Raw genomic sequence first — 16,540 nt, forward strand, 5'->3', positions numbered from 1 at the left:
GGGTGCCTGGGGCAGGGGCACTGAAATGCCGGTCCAGCAACGTCCGACGCGCTGGGGCTTCGATGAACTGCCTTGCCAACCGCGACGATGCCCCAGCCGCTTTGGCGCCATAACCGTTTCTCAAGTGCCCCAGCCCCAGGCACCCATCTCGTATCGTTTGCAGCGATGCGCAAATACTACACGTCGATTGACCGCGCGCTCAAATCCGCCGGTCCTTCAACGCTGCCCAGAAAACCAAGTCGCACCATGGCATCGTAGGCGTTTTCGCCCGGCTTGATGCGTCGCGGATTGCGCTTCTCGGCCAGCGTTAGCGCCTCATCGAGGGCGGCATCCCACGGAGTGCCGAGATTGTCGGCCAGCCGGGCGATGCGAGCACGCTGGTCGGGCGTCAACTCAATGTTTTCCGGTGCGGTAGCCACAGATCTATTCTATCGGGGCGAAAACGCCCACGCTATCTCAACGCCCATGCTAGCTCGTTTTTTCTTCCCTGCGCCGGGTGCCTGGGGCAGGGGCGCTGGCTTCGCGGTCGCCATGGTCCAACGAGCTGGGGCTTCATTGAATTTGTCAACAATCCGCCACTATGCCCCAGCTGCAATCGGAAGACTACCGTTTCTCAATCGCCCCAGCCCCAGGTGCCCGCGCGCCAAGGAATTTGGGACGTTTCCGAATCAAATGTACTGATCGACCGAGTTGATCCCGTTACCTGCGCACCGTACATTCAATGACTCGAACCAGCGAATGACGGGTGCAGAGCGTAACGCATGGGACCTGGCGAACTCGAATCCGGCGTGACCATCGGCGATTTTCGCATCGAGCGCCGACTGGGCGCCGGCGGAATGGGCGTCGTCTATCTCGCTAAACAGCTTTCGCTCCAACGTTCGGTCGCGCTCAAAGTGCTGGGGCCGGCCTTGGAGCAAGGCGAGTACATCGCCCGTTTTCGCCGCGAAGCGCAGGCCGCGGCCCGCTTGATGCATGCCGGAATCGCGCAGGTGTATTTCGTCGGCCAAGACGAGCAGGCCTGCTTCATGGCGATGGAGTTCGTCGACGGCGTCACCCTCCGGCATGTCATCAATCGCATGATTGCCGCGAGCGACGCTCCGGACACGATCGACGAAGCCGCCCAGCAGCCGGAGGCGGCTCGGGCGCTGGCGATTCGATTCGACTGGGACGCCTCCACGGAAGTGGAGCAAGTGGAGGACTCGGCAAATCCGTTCTTCTCCGGCAAAAGACACACGCCAAAGACTTTGAAGGACACAAAGCTAAGCGGGCTGCATGTCCGCCGCGCAAGTGAACTTGTCCGGGAAGCGGCGCTCGCCCTGGAACACGCGCACGATCATGGAGTCATCCACCGCGACGTCAAACCGGACAACATCATGGTCGATCGCGCCGGGCACATTCGCATCGTGGATTTCGGCGTCGCACGTTTCTTCGACGATCGGTCGTTAACGCTGACCGGCCAATTGGTCGGGACGCCCATGTACATGAGCCCCGAGCAAGTGACCGGCCGGCTGGATCTCGATCAGCGAACCGATGTCTACTCATTAGGCCTGGTGCTGTACGAACTACTGGCGCTGGCCAATCCCATCGTGGCGCCTTCCCGCGAAGGCGTGCTTCGACAAATCGTCGCCAAACCGCTGTTGCCGGTCTCCTGGAAGAATCGAACCGTCCCACGTGGCCTGGAGGCGATTGTCCACAAGGCGACCGCCAAGGATCCCGACGATCGCTACCAGCGGGCGGCCGACCTGGCTGCCGATCTCCATCGGTTTCTCGCCGCGCAGCCCGTCGTCGCCGAGCCGTATCGCTATCGGTACGACCCGCGAGACATACTCGCCAAGCGCCCTAACGCCGTACTGGCGGCGGCCTCCATCTTGTTCGCCGCTGCGCTGTGCATGATTGCGCTCATGGCGCCGGGGCAGATTTTTGTCACTTTGGCCGTCGAACTGCCCGGGCAGCCAGCGCCGGATCGAAACGTTGTCTGGCTGACAACTGCGGCGATAGTAGCCACGGGCGCGATTGTCGGGGCCTTGGGCTGGGGAGTGTTGATGGGACGCAACATAGCGCGCTGGCTCGCCATCGGGCTCTGCGCGATCTACGGATTCGTGATGAGTTGGATGGCGATCACTCTATTGCATTTCGCCGACGACACAAAGGAACTTGAGCTGACCGCGCAATCCTTTCTGTTAGCGACCATCCTATTGCCCACGATCCTCTTAGCGGTGACGGCGCTTGCGCTGCTGTTCACGCGACCGGCGCGGGAATGGTTCCGCTTGGCGCGTCAATCGCGACGGGAGTACAAGGCCATGCGCAACGCGACACGTCAATAGGAGGCACGAATCATCCGAGACGCTCCAGCGTACTTCACAGCTATTCCTCCCTGCGCAGTTCCCCAATCTGTTTCATCGCCTCGGTGAACTGCGCCTGCAAGACCAGGAATCGGCGCTTGTCGCCGCCGCGGTCAGGGTGGAGCATTTTCACTTTCTCGCGGTAGGCGCTCATCAACTCCTCTTCGGTGCATGGAATCTGCAGCCCGAACACCGCCAGGCAGCGCGGGGTTTCCGGCAGCGCCCAGCGCGGCGTGGAATAGAGTTGCGAGGCGACTCGAATCAACGCGCGATTCAACGACCGCAAGTAACGGCGAATATCGAGCGCGAGAAAGACGTAGCCCAACGCCGGCAACGAAATCGCCGCGACAACAAACAACAACACCGTCGCGGCGTCAAACGCAGTCGGCCAGTGGTGAAACGAATTCGCGAGAGGCATGAGAAAAGTCAGCGCTGAGAGTTCACCACGGAGTCACGGAGGGGTCGAAAACCAATTGAACCCAGGAGGCGCTTGGTCGGAGAGAAAAGAGGAGAGGAGGAGTTTCGCGAGTGACGCATAGTGTATGGACTTGTGTAGGCGATCTACTACCTACTCCACCTACTCTCTCACCCACAGAAATCTTCAAACCTTATACCCCATCACGCCGTCATCATCATTTTCCCACAGCGCCGCCAAACATCCCAGTGTGCGGCGGCGGGACATCGTGAGGAAAAGTCTGCCAAGCGAAAGGTCCGGCGGCGTCGCATGGCCGTCGTGCGGGTCGTGGCACAGTTCAGCGTCGAGGCGATTGAGTACGCAACTGGAAACGTACAACTCCGCCGCGGCGTCGGCGATGCGGGCGAGTTGCAACTGCTGATCGACGATGCCTTCCTGATATTTTCGCAGCAGCTTTTCGACCTGACCGCCAAAGCGGCCGATCAACGCGCCAAGTTGCTCCGCGTCCTCGCGCAGTTCCGCGGCGCGAACTTCGACCGGCGGCGCGGCGAGCATACTGCCCAGGCGGCGCGAAGCGAACCCGCCCAATCGCGTGAGATTGCCGAGTGGGTTCAACAGCGCGTCGACCACACCTTTTAGCTCTAACCCGACGTCGCGCATCCCAACCAGCGCGCTAAAGACTCGCAACACGTCATTCGCGCCTTCGCCGATCTGGTTGATCCGCGCGTCGCGGAGCATCCGCTCCAGCGGTTGATCGGTGAAGTACGCCTTGCCGCCGTAAATCTGGAAGGCATCGTTGACGATCGTCCACAGCACCTCGGTGGAGAAGACCTTTAACAGCGCCGTTTCGATCATGTAATCGTCGTCGCCGGAATCGATCAGCGCCGCGGTCTGATACGTGGCGCTCTCGATGCCATAAATTCCCGCTGCCATGTTGGCGAGTTTGTGGCGCACCAATTCGAACGAATCCAAAGTTTCACCGAATTGCACCCGCTGCGCCGCATGCGCGGAGGCCAGTTCCAGGCATTTCTTCGCCGCGCCGGCGCAACTCGCGCCAAACGTCGTCCGGCCGAAGTCGAGCACCGTCAGCGCGACTTTTAATCCTTTGCCGAGTTGCCCAAGCACATTCTCTTTCGGGACAAACATCTCGCGGAACGCGAGCCGCGAAGTTGCCGTGCCGCGGACGCCCAGTTTCGACATCCGTTCTTCGACGACCTGAAAACCCGGCATGTCCGGCGTGACCAGGAACGCGGTGACCTTGGTTTCCTTTCCTTTGCCGGCCGGCGTTCGTGCCATCACGGTCAACACGCTGGCCACGCCGCCGTTGGTAATCCAGCGCTTCTCGCCGTTCAGTACGTAACCGCGCCCATCCGGCGTCGGCGTCGCGGTCGTCTGCACGTTGCCGGCGTCGCTCCCGGCTTCCGGCTCCGTGAGAGCAAAGGCGCTCAACCACTCGCCGGTCGCGAGCTTCGGCAACCACTTCGTTTTTTGTTCCTCATTGCCGAACAGCACAATCGCCCGTGGGCCAATTGAGTGATGCGCATTCACAAACAGCGCCGTGCTGCCGCAGTGATGCCCCAGCACCTCGATCAGCCGGCAATAAGAAGACTGCGAAAGCCCACGTCCGCCGGACTCCAACGGTAGGCATGCCCCCAGCACGCCGAGATCCCCGAGCCCGCGAATCACCTGGTCGGGAATCCGCGCCTCGCGATCAATCGCCGCCGCGTCGATCGCTCGGTCGCAGAACGAGCGCAATTCGGCCGCTTGTTGGCCGACGGCGTCCGCAGCGCGGAATTTCGGATACGCCGCCAACCGGGCCGCCAGATGCCGCCCGAAAAACAGGCCTTTCACGAAGCCCACCCGGGCCAGGCTGTCGCCCAGCAATTCCTCCGCTTCGGCCATCTGTTTTTCGCGAGCTGTTTGCGCCACAAGTACGTCCCCGCCTGGTGATTGCTGACCGAGAGCCGCTTACCGTGACGCCTGGAAGGCGACGTGGCAAGACCAACACCCAAGTGTATTACGCAGGGCGACCGGAATCTGTCGGGCGCCGACGAGACAATTGAGGCAAGATTAAATATCCCCCGTTATGGGTACCAAGGATTGCAATTTCGTTTTCGTTTGACTTATGATGCAAGTGCCAGGGACGCCGAACGCCTCGTGAATGAGGGGAATCGCTATGCAAACCGCATTGGACGCGCGGACCATCGCCGCGCAAACCCTGCTGGAGCACCGGACGCTGGAGTACGTCAAGCAGGCCCTTCGCGTCACCGTCCATTGGGATCTGGACAGCGTCGGGGCGGACCGCAAGCTCTCCAGCGTGCGATTCATCGCCGAATCGCTCCAAAGGCACCTGCTCCGCCTGATGGAATTGGAAGAATCCGGCGGCTATATGCAGGCCGTCGTCGAGGAAAAACCGCATCTGGCGGATCAAATTGTCCGGCTGCGGGCGGACCATGAAGTTTTTCGTCGCCAGTTGGCCGGCTTGCCAATTTGCCAGCCCCAAGTGGACGAATTGGCAGACGAAACGCTGTCGCATGCCAATCCGGCCCTGCTCGCCTTCCTGGATAAGCTGGACGAGCACGACCGCCGGGAGACGAATTTGATCCAGATCGCCTTCTGCGAAGACGATGGTGGTGAAGGCTGACCTGGCCCCGGCCGTCCGAGCGAATTCCGACGCCATCGGCCCTCTTCGTCGCCGCCGACTGTGTTATAATTTTCACAATGTCGGCGTCCGCCCGGCGTTTTGCCCTCCGTGAGTTCGCAGCAAGGGTCGACCCATGGCCAAGCAAGGGCCGCGCAAGAAGGTTCCCAAAGAGTTGGCGGTGATCAACGCCGACAATTGCACCGGCTGCGAGGCCTGCCTCGAGGTCTGCCCGGTCGATTGCATCATCAAGATCCAGCAATTCGACGGCATGCCCAACATGCAGAGCTTCTGCCAGATCGACCTGGAGCGCTGCGTCGGCTGCGAAGTCTGCGTGCATATCCCGCAGAAGAAAACGAATCCGTACGAACTGACCGTTTGCCCTTGGAACGCGATCGAAATGGTGCCGACGGAAACCGTCGCGCAAGTCGTGGCCCAGATCGGCGGCCCGCCGGCCTATATCCACGAGCACTGGGACGAGTTGGTCGGCACCGCGCAACACCTCGCGGAACTGCGAGCAGGCGCCTGATCGGATTGCTGGCGGACGCGGAACTCAGCTGGAAAACAAAAAAGGCCGCGACAAGGAAACTTGTCGCGGCCTTGCTCGTTGAATTCGTCCTCAAATGCGGCGCGAATTGCGTTTCGCTAAGCCATTCGCCAGCTCGCCCAACGCCAGGTCGGAGACCGGCGTGAACAGCACGTCCTGCGAACGATCGGCCGTGACGGTTTCCAACACGTGGTCCGTAGCTGCGATGGCATTGCTGGCCGTCGTGGCCGACGGACGCGAGTTGATGAAGTTGATGATCTGCACAATGTCCACCGCCGAGACATTTCCATCGCCGCTGACATCGTAGTACGGCGGCGGCGAATTCCCCGGCCCCGGCGCCGGCAATGGATGCGGGCCCGAGCGATTCAACTCGTTGACGATCAACAGCACGTCAAGTCCGGAGACCTTCAGGTCGTTGTTGACGTCGTACTTATCGCGCGGATTCTGCCACGGCGGGGGCGGCGCTAATCCGGTGCCCTGGATGGCGTATTCGTAGGTCGCGCCGGATTCAAACTCGATCGACACGATCGCGGTCCGCAATCCCGGGGCGCTGGGATCAAAGGTCAACGAGAATTGCGTTGATTGGGCGCCAAGCACGACGTCCGAGGGAATCGCCGTCAGACGGAAATCGTCGGCGTGCGTGCCAGAGACTTGGACGCCCAGGATGCCGCTCAGTTCCAGCGGCACGCCGCCCTGGTTCGCCAGCACGAAGGTGTTTACTTTGCGACCGTTGGCGGCACTGATGCTGCCGAAGTCGGTGTTGTCCGCCACCTGAGGCGTCACGTCGCCATCGTTGATCGCAACGCCGTTGCCCGACACCAAGGCGACGGGCGGCTTGATCCGCTCGATCGCTTCGAGCGCGCCGCGCGCGTTCAAGCGTCCGCCCGTGAAGACCTTGCCGTTCAACGACGGAATTCGATCGACGCCTTCCAAGATGGCCTGCCGAATCTCGCCGTACGTGGCAGTCGGCGCGTGCGCCCCCACCAGTGCCGCAACGCCAGCGGTGTATGGAGAAGAGAACGACGTGCCGTTGATGTAGCCGTAGCCGCCTTCGACCATCGTGGTCATGATATCGACACCCGGCGCGCCGATATCGACGTTGTTGATGCCGTAGTTGGAAAAGGAAGCGATGTTGTCCGCCGCGTCTGTCGCGGCCACCGCGATGATGTTGTCATAGGGGTAGCTGGCGGGGTAATCCGGCGCGCGATCGTTGCTGTCGCCGATGCCGTCGAAGCCGCCGTTACCGGCCGCCGCGACATACAAAATGTTGGCATCGCGGTGCGCTTCGATCGACGTGCGGTCCGCTTCGCTGGGCGGCCCGCCGCCATAGCTATGATTGGACACGCGCACATTCGTGCCGCGCAACCGCATCATTGTGGCGTAGTTGACCGCCTCGACGATCGCGGCGTTGTCCAGGCTGCCGTCGGCTGCCGCGATCTTCAACGCCATGATCTGCGTCGACCAGTTGATCCCTACGGTGCCGACGCCATTGTTGCCCACGGCGCCGATCGTCCCCGCCACCGCAGTGCCGTGACCCGCTTCGTCCATCGGATCGGCGTCGCGCTCGCCGAAGTCGTAGCCATGAATATCGTCAATGAAGCCGTTGCCGTCGTCGTCTCGCTCGTTGCCGGGAATCTCGCCCGGGTTGACCCACATATTGGCGGCCAGATCCTCGTGCAAGTAGTTCACGCCGGTGTCCATCACGGCGACAATCGTATCCCGATCACCCGTTGTGATGTCCCAGGCTTCGAGCGCATCCATGTCCGCATCGGCGACTGAGCCAGGGAAGAATCCCTCGTTGTCCAAGGCGTAGTCGAACTCGTAGCCCGGATCATTGGGTTCTTCAATGAATAACTGGCGCGTGGCGTTGGGTTCGAAGAAGGCGACATTCCCCAAACTGCCGAGCCATTCGACGGCGCTCTCCGGCGAGCCCGACATTTTCAATAGCACCATCCCCGGCAGACCGACGCCCTGCGAGACGCGCACGTCGAACGGCGCCTCGGCGATGAATTGCGAGGCGTCCAAGGCGTTTTGCATCTGTGCAACCGCCTGATCGTTGAATTGCACCAGCCATTCGCCCCGGCGGGCTTGAATCGTCTCCCCGCGCCAGTCGAACGTCGTCAGCGAAGGCAAGTTCGCTGTGGGGACGTTCGAGAATTCCAGGGGCGCTGGGGCGGCGGCGAACCACTCCGGCGCCGGCACTCCCCCAGCAGACGGGGTGACCGACAACAACTGTCGGCTTTCCAGGGTTTCCAAGTTCCAATTGCGACGGTGGCGCGGCATATGCCCATGACTCCGAAAAAACGGGTTGCGGCCTTCCAGAATAAACCGACCAGTCAAACTGGGCAACTTTATTTCTGATCGAGTCGAAATTCGACGGGAAGGGGCGCGAAAACACTATCCGGCGGGGCGTCCCGAGTGGTCGGCGGGTTACGCGGGGCGTAACGATTCCCCCGAGTTTGACGTGAGCCCGCCAGGTTTAGTTCCGCTCCTCGGCTGCGAATCGCGCGCAGCGAGCGAAAACCCTGACGTGGTTCCGTCCGAATAAGTCCAGCGACAAGTTCGCCACGGTCATGGAACCACGCCGGACCGTTCCTTGTCCGACATCGTTTGCTAGAATTGTCGTCGCGAGCGGCAGCATAGCCGCGCAGCGACATGGGATGGGTGGCAGAGTGGTCTAATGCGGCGGTCTTGAAAACCGCTGTAGGCGAAAGCCTACCGGGGGTTCGAATCCCTCCCCATCCGCCTCGGCTTAGTCCTTCTCCTTGGCAATTGGGCCTGCCGCTCTGGCGTTTTCTTCATGGCTTGGCACGGAATCGAAGGGCACGACAATTTGGTGACGCAATTCCGCGCGGCACTAGGGCGCGGACGTCTCGCCAGCACGTTTCTGTTCGTCGGGCCGTCCGGCGTAGGAAAACGGACCTTCGCCGAGAAGTTCGCGCAAGCGTTGCTGTGTATGGCGCGGCCGGTCGAGCAGCTCGATCCGTGCGAGCAATGCGATAGTTGCCGCCAGGTGCTCGCTGGCGCGCATCCGGATCTGTTACGTGTCGCCAAGCCTGAAGGGAAGAGCGAACTGCCCCTGGCGCTGTTGATCGGCGAAGGGGAAACGCGGATGCGCACCGGACTTTGTCACGACATCGCCCTCAAGCCGTTCATGGGCGGGCGGCGCGTGGCGATCATCGACGACGCCGACGATCTCAACACCGAAGGAGCCAACTGCCTGCTGAAAACGCTGGAAGAACCGCCGCCGCGCTCCGTGATCATTCTGCTCGGGACCTCCGCCGAACGCCAATTGCCGACAATTCGTTCGCGCGCGCAACTTGTCCGTTTCCGCCCCTTGGAAAGCCAGCAAGTCGCCACGATCTTAGAACGCCAGGGCGTCGTGAGCGATCACGAAACTGCGCTGGGCTGGGCGGCCCTGAGCCAAGGTAGCGTGGCCAAGGCAATTGAAATGGCGGACGCGGAACTCTGGGCGTTTCGCGGCCAATTGATCTCAGGACTGTCGCGCGCGCCGCTCGCCAGTCGCGAAGTGGCCGTCGCGGTGACGGCCTTCGTCGATGCGGCAGGCAAAGAGGCGTCTGAGAAACGCATCCGCGCGCGGCAGGTGCTGGAATTCGCCGTGGAGTTTTACACCGGTTGCCTACGCGGCGCGTGCCGTGCCGACGACGCACACGAAAGCGCGCTTGCCCAGGCAATCGAGCGGCGTCTGGCGCAACCGGTGGAAGTCCCAGGTTTGGAAGCCGCGCTGGAGCGCACGCTGGCCGCCGTCGAACACGTCGAGCACAACGCCAATCAGGCGACGCTCATTGAGTGCTGGCTGGACGACTTGGCGCGCATCCTCGATCGTCACGGCTGGCGCGAGTTGCCGGCGGCGTAGCGATCAATGTGCCGGTTTCTCGTCGGCGGCGCCGTGCAGCGTCAGCACGAGCGAACGTCCGCCGGCCCGGTCGCGATGCTCGCAGAGATAAATGCCCTGCCACGTGCCCAGGCAAAGTTTTCCCGCGGCGACCGGAATCGTCAGGGAACTGCCCAACAGGCATGACTTCACATGCGCTGGCATGTCGTCGGGGCCTTCGCAGGTATGTGCGTACGGAAAGTCTTCCGGCGCCAAGGCGTTGAACGATCTCTCCAAGTCCGCCGGCACATCGGGGTCGGCATTCTCGCTGATCACGAGCGACGCCGAAGTGTGCTGAATAAAGACGTGCAGCAACCCAGCCTGAATTCGCCTCAGCGCAGGAAACGCGGCCACGACTTCGTCCGTGATCAGATGGAAGCCGCGGCTGCAAGGTCGTAGACGCAACGTCATTTGGTGCCAGGCCATGGGCTGAGTATACCATCAGCGGATGGTCGGCCATGGAATTCGGTTCGACACCTGGGTTTACGCGATTCAACGTTCGCTCCAAGAGATATTGCGCACCCCCCACGCGCGGTAATTGCCGCACGACACTTGGTAGACGAACAGGCCGTTTCCCTCGGCAAAACCTGTATATTTTAAGGCTATTTGGTTACGGATTTTTTTCAGGATATGCTTGACTCGCCCGTTTTCATGACAATAATACAACGCTTCACGAATGAATCGCCGCCCCCACCTGATTCCTCATAGTTGCTCGCCCGTGCGGGCCAATTGAGGACTGCGGCAAAGCGGGCCAACGGAAAGAGGCCCCTGATTCTCGACGTTCATGCGGGCCTAGGGTCGCTTGGACGCTCAAGTTGATCTGCCGAACGGCGGCGTTGTTGTTTTTTGAAAACTCGGGTTTGTTGGGAGAAACGCGACATGAGGAATGTGTTTGAGGCCATTCTGGAGTTTGGCCATGATGAAGACTTCGCCCCTCGCGAGTCGGACAACTTTAGCCCCACCGACGCACCGGCGGGGTCCAATGAGAAGCTGGAAGCGTTGGCCAAGCGCGTGTTACGCGGCGAGCCCCTCTGGCATCCTGAGGACCGATCGGACTACTCCGGCTTGACCGGTGCCGTCCGTCCCCGCGAGTAAGCGTTGTAGCGCACCAAACGGGGCGCAATCCTGTTATCGCCTGGATAGGCGATCTGGATTGCGCCCCGTTTTTCGTTGCGCAGACGACTTCCGCAGCGACCCAGGCCCGCCCTTAGGCGGACGCCTTGTGCTGGGGAATCGTGACTTCGACGGTCAAATCTTCATCGCTCACGACAGTGAACGGCTCCAATTCATCCCGGAGCACCAGCACGTCGGCCGGGGCCTCGATTCCCAGGCGCACCTTGTCGCCGGACACGCGAACCACGGTGACGACGATGGAATCGCCGAGCCGAATCCGTTGGCGTTCCTTCCGTGAAAGTACCAGCATGAGCGACCTCCGTGTACGATGATGTTGACTGCGATATGTATATCAGTTCAGTGAACGAATGTCAATCATTTTGTTGATTGAACGCGACTCCAGCGCCGGCTCGATGACGTGGCTCCATCACGAGCGATTGCGTAAACTGCGTGAGGCCGGGAAGAGCTGCGATAGAGATGCTATCGGCAGCTTAGGCAAAATAGATTGGACCCAAATGGGCGATTGGGCCACCTGTGGGGGAACCGCGCGCGTGCTGTAACGGCACATCACCGCGCCGATCGCACGATCACCATCAGAATTCGCTAAGGTTCGCGCGAGTACGTCTCGAATGCCTCGGCGATCTTCCCCTGTTGCTCGTCGCCGCGATGGAAGATTACGCGATACCGCAGAGTAATCGAACCGTTCGCTTCGATGTGATGGGTTCCATCGTATTGATCCGATTCGTGGAACTCGTGCAGCCCGAATGGATTCGCCGCGAACAGGCCGTATGTTCGCACGTGCCAATGCGTCGGATAGCGGAAGCTGGCCGGGTGATTCAGGATCGCGACGCCCAGCGTCTCACCTTCGACGGGTCCGTGATAGTCGACCCAGGCGGCAGGCTTACCCCATGCGCCGGCATTGGTTTGCCCCGCGCTGTTGATGATCTTCCCGCCGGGCCGTCCTTCCTTTTGATCCACGTCCATTGAAGTTGGCACGCGCACGCCGAAGCTGCCTTCCTTGGTATCGCCCAAGGTGACTGGACCTTCCGAAGCGATCAGCTTGAGATCGAAATCGATCACGCGGCTATCGCCCACAGTGGAGAATGCCAACCGGCGTTCGTCCGAGCAAACCTTCTTGCCATCGGGGCCCATCCAGTCGTTCTTCGCCACGAAGCTGGCATTCGGATCCGCGGTCAAAGAGGAAAACTCCCGATGCACAATCTTGCCGCCTTTTTCGCCCTCCAGCCAGAAATCGACGCCGTTCACCGCGCCATGCGTGAACCACAATGAACGGTGATGGGGATGATCGGTCGCCTCGCCCGCGACCTCCTTCATCGGATAGGCCCGTGTCATGGCCTTACCGCTCGGCCCGATAATCGGCCACAGATACGGCTTGGGACCGGCGCTCGTGAGGTATTCGGTGAACAGCTCCCCGTCGAGTAAGACGCGGACGCCGCCCTCCTGCTGTTCGAGCGTAAACTCGGCCGAACGCGCCAAACCGGGCGCAAAGAACAGCATCAACAGTGTGACGGTCAACCGTCTCATGGAAGCTTCTCCAACACAGGGGCGCGAATCGACCCCGTCATGGTAAGCCCCATAGCCGCCCGATGCCAGCAGCAAGCCAACCTGCCCCGCCCCTCCGCCTCCTTCGTCCCTCTGTTGTGGCACGATCTCCCGACCATTGTTATCTACACAACTTTTTCCGGGCATCCGGAAGTAACCACGAAAAACACGAAAGGCACAAAAGTCTTGTCGAGTATTGGATTGCGCTGGAAGTGCCAAAGGGACGTCGGCTAGGCGATCTGCCTTCAAATGGCCGCCGCAAGTTTGTCAAACATCCCAAACTTTCGTGCCTTTCGTGCTTTTCGTGGTTCCTTCCGAGCTGTGTAGATACCAATGGTCGGGAGACCGTGCCAAAACATCTCTCCTCCTCGTCTCCGTGCCTCCTTGGTGAACCCTCGGAGACGACGTCGCTTACCGCTTGACCGTCGGCGGTTCCGCGGTCGAGGAACGATACGCCTCCAGCGGAATCTGCGTGAACGTGGCGAGTTGCTCCGCGGCGCGGTCGATCCGCTTGATGTCGCTCGAGATCAACTGCCAGGCGATTTTGTGCTCGCTCCGCATGGTCACCTTCTTATCCGGCAACGGGCCAAGCCCGATACGTTCCGTCGTTCGCTCCACGGACTTGGGTAGTTCTTTGCGTTCGCGCAACACGGCGTTCACCGCCAGTCGCGGATAGGGAGGCAACGGGACGGTGTTGGTCAGCGCGTTCAGTCGCGCATAAGCATCCGCGAATTGCGCGTATTCGCGCGCCGACTTTTCGCTCTCCGCGGCGACCGTGACGACGGTGTAGGTCATGAACGGCGAACTCATCGTGAGCTGACCCGTCGACTGGTCGAACTGGCGGTCGAACTTCGGATTCGCCAGGAATTTCACGAATTCGTTGTCGTGGTCGACCGCCTTCTTTTGCAGCGCTTCGACCCAGGCGTCGATGTACGTCGTCTTGATTTCGGTTTTCACGCGCCGCACCGGTTCCAACAGTACAAAGCGCTGGTTGGCCGGATCGAAAACGGCCACTTCGCCATCGCCGCCCAGGAAATCGAACACGCGTCCGCCACGAAACAGCGTGGTCGATTCGCTGATCGGCTCCGGTTCGTCGTTGACGAACACCTGGTTCTCGATGCGGAAATCGGCTGCGACCGCGACGGCGCTGGCGGCAATCCAAATTCCCAGGCTGAGCAAACCGGCGAGTCGGCGATCCATGCCACGATCCTCAATAAGAGTTGGCGCAGTTTCCCCCATGCGCGCGGCAGGATACGGAAGCCCGGCAACGCTGTAAAGAGAGACGCAGATTCGGCCGCAAATTGGAAACCTGTGGGAGGCGTCTCCGACGCCGATTGTGCGGCGCCGCCGCGCCGATTAGCGCGGAATTGGCACGCTCGTGCTGCTCCATCGGCGTCGCAGACGCCTCCCACAGGTTTTTCGGTCGGCTATTGACGCCCTACATTCACGGAGCTATTATTTTGAGTAATCAAAAAATCAATTGCTGCCGACCAAAATCAATAGTGCGGTCAGCATTCCACTCATTGGAGCTAGTTTCGATGCGATCAGCGTTGTTGGCGGGCATCCTCGCGGTCCTCTTACCTGCTGTGGCTAGTGCGGAGGGGGGGGAGAAGCTCCGCCTGGTCTGCTCGACGACGCAGGTGACCGATTTCGTCCGCCAGGTGGTGGGCGATCGCTGCCACGTGGATGGCATCCTCTCACCAGGCGCCGATCCGCACCTTTACGAAACGAAGCCAGGCGATGCCCAGTTGATCGGCAAGGCCGATCTCTGCTTCGACAACGGTCTGCATCTGGAAGGCAAGGATTGGATGCGGGTGCTGGCGGAAACCGCCGACAAGAAGGTGGTCTCCTGCACGGAAGGAGTCGAGCCGCTGCAACTCCACGCAGGAAAAGAGGTCGTCCACGACCCGCACGCCTGGTTTTCGGTGACCAACGCCGCGGTTTATGTGAACAACATCCTGCAGGCGATGATTGAGATCGATCCGGAAGGCAAGGACGAATACACAGCCCGCGCCAGGCTGTACTTGGATCAACTCCGAGCGTTGCACCTTTGGACGCAGCGCGAGGTCAGCGCCTTGCCGCCGTCGAAGCGAATCCTGGTCACGAGCCACGACGCGTTTCAATATTTCTGCGCGGAGCACGGCTTCAAATCCGCGGCGCCGGTCGGTTGGTCGACAGGTGATGAAATCGGCGCCGGACTAACGCCGGCGAAGCGCAAGACGACCGTGGATTCCATCCGCGGTTTCGGCGTGAAGGCCATCTTTGTTGAGACCAGCGTGAATCCTAAACTGATTCGCGAGATCGCCAGCGAAGCGGGCGTGAGCGTCGGCGGCGAACTGTACTCCGATTCGATGGGCCCGCCGGGATCGGCTGGCGAGACTTACATTGGCATGATGCGCGAAAACGTGGTCACGATCGTACGTGCGTTGAAGGAATAGTATCACGACGGCGCATCGACCAGCTTGTTGGTCGGGCGCAGTCCGAGAACGGCGATTTATGTACCGGCTTATCGCGGCTGCCGCGATTTCCTTTGTGATCCTCGGCGGCCTAGCGCTGTTCATGGAGCGCCGCGAATCCCGCGGTTCCCAGACGACGGCCAATGCGCCGATTGCCGCCGCGGGCGATTTCTCCGTTGATGTCACGCTCAGCTTTACTGCGGCCGAGCGCGATCCGTTCGCCGTGACAGTCGAGAATAGCGCGAAACCGCCAATTGTCATCGTGCGGTTGAACGGCAAGGAATTGCTCAGCGCGACGGAAGCGCCACCCGCGGGCGAGTTACTCAAAGTAGATCACGTGCCCGGGATGGCCGCCGGCAAGAACGAGTTCCTCGTCGAGGCTGATCCGCCGTTGGCGGAAGCCAATCGCGCGCATGCCGTGCGGTTGCGCGTGTTGCGCGACGGGCAGCCGATTGCCGAGCAGACCTCGTGGTCGGAACCGGGGTCGCGCCTCGTCGCACGTTTCGTCCTGGACGTGCCGGCCGACGGCCGGGAAACGGCGGCGACGCTTGATTAACCTTCTCCCAGAACCCGTCGCCACTCCCGCGATTGAAGTCAGTCACCTGACCGTCAGTTATGGGCCGACGCCGGCGCTGTTGGATGTGAGCGTATCGATCGCCCAAGGCACGCTGGTTGGCGTGATCGGACCGAACGGCTCCGGCAAGTCGACGCTCATCAAATCAATCCTCGGGTTTCTCAAGCCTGACTTCGGGACGGTCCGCATCTTCGGCCAGCCCGCCGACGAGGCCAAGGGACGCGTGGCCTACGTGCCGCAGCGCGGTTCGGTCGACTGGGATTTTCCGATCACGGTGCGCGAAGTCGCCATGATGGGGCGCTACGGTCACATTCCCTGGTGGCGCGACGCGACGCGCGAAGATCGCCGCATCGCCGACGAGGCGCTCGACATGGTCCGCATGGGCGATTTCCGCGAGCGACAAATCGGCCAACTCTCCGGCGGGCAGCAGCAGCGCGTGTTCATGGCCCGCGCCATGGCGCAAGGCGCGGAGATCTTGTTGCTGGACGAACCGTTCGCCGGGGTCGACGCCGCGACGGAGCGTGCCATTCTCGACGTGCTGGATCGCACGAAGGCCGCAGGGCGGACGCTCGTGGTAGTACATCATGATTTGGCGACCGCCGCGGAATATTTCGACGCGCTGGTGCTCTTGAAGCAACGGCTCTACGCCTACGGCCCGCCAGAGGCGGTGCTGGAACCGGAACTGCTGAGCGAAGTCTACGAAGGCAAACTCCGCGGCTTCACCGAACTTGTGAAGCGAGGGAGGGGCGGCTAATGGACACGCTGTACAACTTGTTCATCGAACCGCTGACGCAGCCTTTCTTTCAGAAGGCGCTTTTGGGCGGGACTCTCGTCGCTATCGTCTGTGGCGTCGTGGGTTGCTTTGTGATTTTGCGGCGGATGGCCTTCCTCGGCGACGCGCTCTCGCACGCCATGCTGGCCGGCGTGACCGGCGGCTATCTGATCATGCAGTTCTTGTATGGCGACGCTGCCAACGCGCCGCGAGCAGCGAGCC

Annotated in this window: 17 protein-coding genes and 1 tRNA gene; 10 read left to right on the forward strand and 8 right to left on the reverse strand. The window is 61.2% G+C overall.

The window, feature by feature from the left end; all coding sequences use genetic code 11:
• Window positions 1-176 precede the first annotated feature (176 nt).
• Entirely contained in the window at window positions 177-419 is a 243-nt protein-coding gene (locus SGJ19_18815) for a hypothetical protein (GenBank protein ID MDZ4782303.1), read from the reverse strand.
• 342 nt (window positions 420-761) lie between these two features.
• Here SGJ19_18815 and SGJ19_18820 point away from each other — a divergent pair, with 342 nt between their 5' ends.
• Window positions 762-2,324, forward strand: a complete 1,563-nt coding sequence (locus SGJ19_18820; GenBank protein ID MDZ4782304.1) for a serine/threonine-protein kinase — start codon at window positions 762-764, stop codon at window positions 2,322-2,324.
• Window positions 2,325-2,364: 40 nt separating this feature from the next.
• Here the strand turns inward: SGJ19_18820 and SGJ19_18825 are convergent, their stop codons facing one another.
• Together SGJ19_18825 and SGJ19_18830 are read right to left on the reverse strand one after the other, a co-directional pair.
• Window positions 2,365-2,760 (reverse strand): J domain-containing protein, encoded by a 396-nt coding sequence (locus tag SGJ19_18825; GenBank protein MDZ4782305.1) that lies wholly within the window; start codon window positions 2,758-2,760, stop codon window positions 2,365-2,367.
• Between the two features lie 183 nt (window positions 2,761-2,943).
• Window positions 2,944-4,686 (reverse strand): acyl-CoA dehydrogenase family protein, encoded by a 1,743-nt coding sequence (locus tag SGJ19_18830; GenBank protein ID MDZ4782306.1) that lies wholly within the window; start codon window positions 4,684-4,686, stop codon window positions 2,944-2,946.
• 247 nt (window positions 4,687-4,933) lie between these two features.
• On the opposite strand from SGJ19_18830, the gene SGJ19_18835 reads away from it, so the two are divergent.
• The gene (locus tag SGJ19_18835) at window positions 4,934-5,401 is read left to right on the forward strand and encodes a hypothetical protein (protein ID MDZ4782307.1); all 468 of its coding nucleotides are present in this window, start codon (window positions 4,934-4,936) and stop codon (window positions 5,399-5,401) included.
• 133 nt (window positions 5,402-5,534) lie between these two features.
• The gene (locus tag SGJ19_18840) at window positions 5,535-5,927 is read left to right on the forward strand and encodes a 4Fe-4S binding protein (GenBank protein MDZ4782308.1); all 393 of its coding nucleotides are present in this window, start codon (window positions 5,535-5,537) and stop codon (window positions 5,925-5,927) included.
• A gap of 90 nt (window positions 5,928-6,017) precedes the next feature.
• On the opposite strand, the gene SGJ19_18845 is transcribed toward SGJ19_18840, so the two are convergent.
• Window positions 6,018-8,228, reverse strand: a complete 2,211-nt coding sequence (locus SGJ19_18845; protein ID MDZ4782309.1) for a S8 family serine peptidase — start codon at window positions 8,226-8,228, stop codon at window positions 6,018-6,020.
• 375 nt (window positions 8,229-8,603) lie between these two features.
• Here SGJ19_18845 and SGJ19_18850 point away from each other — a divergent pair.
• Together SGJ19_18850 and SGJ19_18855 are read left to right on the forward strand one after the other, a co-directional pair.
• Window positions 8,604-8,690 (forward strand) — tRNA-Ser (locus tag SGJ19_18850).
• Window positions 8,691-8,745: 55 nt separating this feature from the next.
• Entirely contained in the window at window positions 8,746-9,822 is a 1,077-nt protein-coding gene (locus SGJ19_18855; GenBank protein ID MDZ4782310.1) for a DNA polymerase III subunit, read from the forward strand.
• A 3-nt stretch (window positions 9,823-9,825) separates the two neighbouring features.
• On the opposite strand, the gene SGJ19_18860 is transcribed toward SGJ19_18855, so the two are convergent.
• Window positions 9,826-10,266: a secondary thiamine-phosphate synthase enzyme YjbQ gene (locus SGJ19_18860; protein ID MDZ4782311.1), complete on the reverse strand. Its 441-nt coding sequence runs from the start codon at window positions 10,264-10,266 to the stop codon at window positions 9,826-9,828.
• Between the two features lie 453 nt (window positions 10,267-10,719).
• Between SGJ19_18860 and SGJ19_18865 the strand changes: the two genes are divergently transcribed.
• Window positions 10,720-10,935 (forward strand): hypothetical protein, encoded by a 216-nt coding sequence (locus SGJ19_18865; GenBank protein MDZ4782312.1) that lies wholly within the window; start codon window positions 10,720-10,722, stop codon window positions 10,933-10,935.
• Between the two features lie 112 nt (window positions 10,936-11,047).
• On the opposite strand, the gene SGJ19_18870 is transcribed toward SGJ19_18865, so the two are convergent.
• From SGJ19_18870 to SGJ19_18880, 3 genes are all read right to left on the reverse strand, one after another.
• The gene (locus SGJ19_18870; GenBank protein ID MDZ4782313.1) at window positions 11,048-11,263 is read right to left on the reverse strand and encodes a carbon storage regulator; all 216 of its coding nucleotides are present in this window, start codon (window positions 11,261-11,263) and stop codon (window positions 11,048-11,050) included.
• Between the two features lie 293 nt (window positions 11,264-11,556).
• Window positions 11,557-12,498: a PmoA family protein gene (locus tag SGJ19_18875; GenBank protein MDZ4782314.1), complete on the reverse strand. Its 942-nt coding sequence runs from the start codon at window positions 12,496-12,498 to the stop codon at window positions 11,557-11,559.
• Between the two features lie 429 nt (window positions 12,499-12,927).
• On the reverse strand, window positions 12,928-13,716 hold the full coding sequence (locus SGJ19_18880; GenBank protein ID MDZ4782315.1) for a hypothetical protein: 789 nt from the start codon (window positions 13,714-13,716) through the stop codon (window positions 12,928-12,930).
• Between the two features lie 338 nt (window positions 13,717-14,054).
• Between SGJ19_18880 and SGJ19_18885 the strand changes: the two genes are divergently transcribed.
• The 4 genes from SGJ19_18885 to SGJ19_18900 all read left to right on the forward strand — a co-directional run.
• Window positions 14,055-14,954 (forward strand): zinc ABC transporter substrate-binding protein, encoded by a 900-nt coding sequence (locus SGJ19_18885; GenBank protein ID MDZ4782316.1) that lies wholly within the window; start codon window positions 14,055-14,057, stop codon window positions 14,952-14,954.
• 58 nt (window positions 14,955-15,012) lie between these two features.
• Entirely contained in the window at window positions 15,013-15,528 is a 516-nt protein-coding gene (locus SGJ19_18890; protein ID MDZ4782317.1) for a hypothetical protein, read from the forward strand.
• Complete coding sequence (locus SGJ19_18895) at window positions 15,521-16,300, forward strand: metal ABC transporter ATP-binding protein (GenBank protein ID MDZ4782318.1); 780 nt, start codon at window positions 15,521-15,523, stop codon at window positions 16,298-16,300. The genes SGJ19_18890 and SGJ19_18895 overlap by 8 nt, the downstream gene beginning before the upstream one ends.
• The coding region (locus SGJ19_18900; GenBank protein ID MDZ4782319.1) for a metal ABC transporter permease at window positions 16,300-16,540 on the forward strand (241 nt) is incomplete at its 3' end. The genes SGJ19_18895 and SGJ19_18900, both read left to right, overlap by 1 nt.

It is taken from the genome of Planctomycetia bacterium (assembly GCA_034440135.1).
Lineage (GTDB): Bacteria > Planctomycetota > Planctomycetia > Pirellulales > JALHLM01 > JALHLM01.

Coding starts and splice junctions, on each gene's coding strand:
- SGJ19_18880 (MDZ4782315.1), bottom strand. CDS start 13,716: ATGGATCGCCGACTCGCCGGTTTGCTCAGCCTGGGAATTTGGATTGCC.
- SGJ19_18835 (MDZ4782307.1), top strand. CDS start 4,934: ATGCAAACCGCATTGGACGCGCGGACCATCGCCGCGCAAACCCTGCTG.
- SGJ19_18885 (MDZ4782316.1), top strand. CDS start 14,055: ATGCGATCAGCGTTGTTGGCGGGCATCCTCGCGGTCCTCTTACCTGCT.
- SGJ19_18875 (MDZ4782314.1), bottom strand. CDS start 12,498: ATGAGACGGTTGACCGTCACACTGTTGATGCTGTTCTTTGCGCCCGGT.
- SGJ19_18840 (MDZ4782308.1), top strand. CDS start 5,535: ATGGCCAAGCAAGGGCCGCGCAAGAAGGTTCCCAAAGAGTTGGCGGTG.
- SGJ19_18865 (MDZ4782312.1), top strand. CDS start 10,720: ATGAGGAATGTGTTTGAGGCCATTCTGGAGTTTGGCCATGATGAAGAC.
- SGJ19_18890 (MDZ4782317.1), top strand. CDS start 15,013: ATGTACCGGCTTATCGCGGCTGCCGCGATTTCCTTTGTGATCCTCGGC.
- SGJ19_18860 (MDZ4782311.1), bottom strand. CDS start 10,266: ATGGCCTGGCACCAAATGACGTTGCGTCTACGACCTTGCAGCCGCGGC.
- SGJ19_18825 (MDZ4782305.1), bottom strand. CDS start 2,760: ATGCCTCTCGCGAATTCGTTTCACCACTGGCCGACTGCGTTTGACGCC.
- SGJ19_18820 (MDZ4782304.1), top strand. CDS start 762: ATGGGACCTGGCGAACTCGAATCCGGCGTGACCATCGGCGATTTTCGC.
- SGJ19_18855 (MDZ4782310.1), top strand. CDS start 8,746: ATGGCTTGGCACGGAATCGAAGGGCACGACAATTTGGTGACGCAATTC.
- SGJ19_18870 (MDZ4782313.1), bottom strand. CDS start 11,263: ATGCTGGTACTTTCACGGAAGGAACGCCAACGGATTCGGCTCGGCGAT.
- SGJ19_18845 (MDZ4782309.1), bottom strand. CDS start 8,228: ATGCCGCGCCACCGTCGCAATTGGAACTTGGAAACCCTGGAAAGCCGA.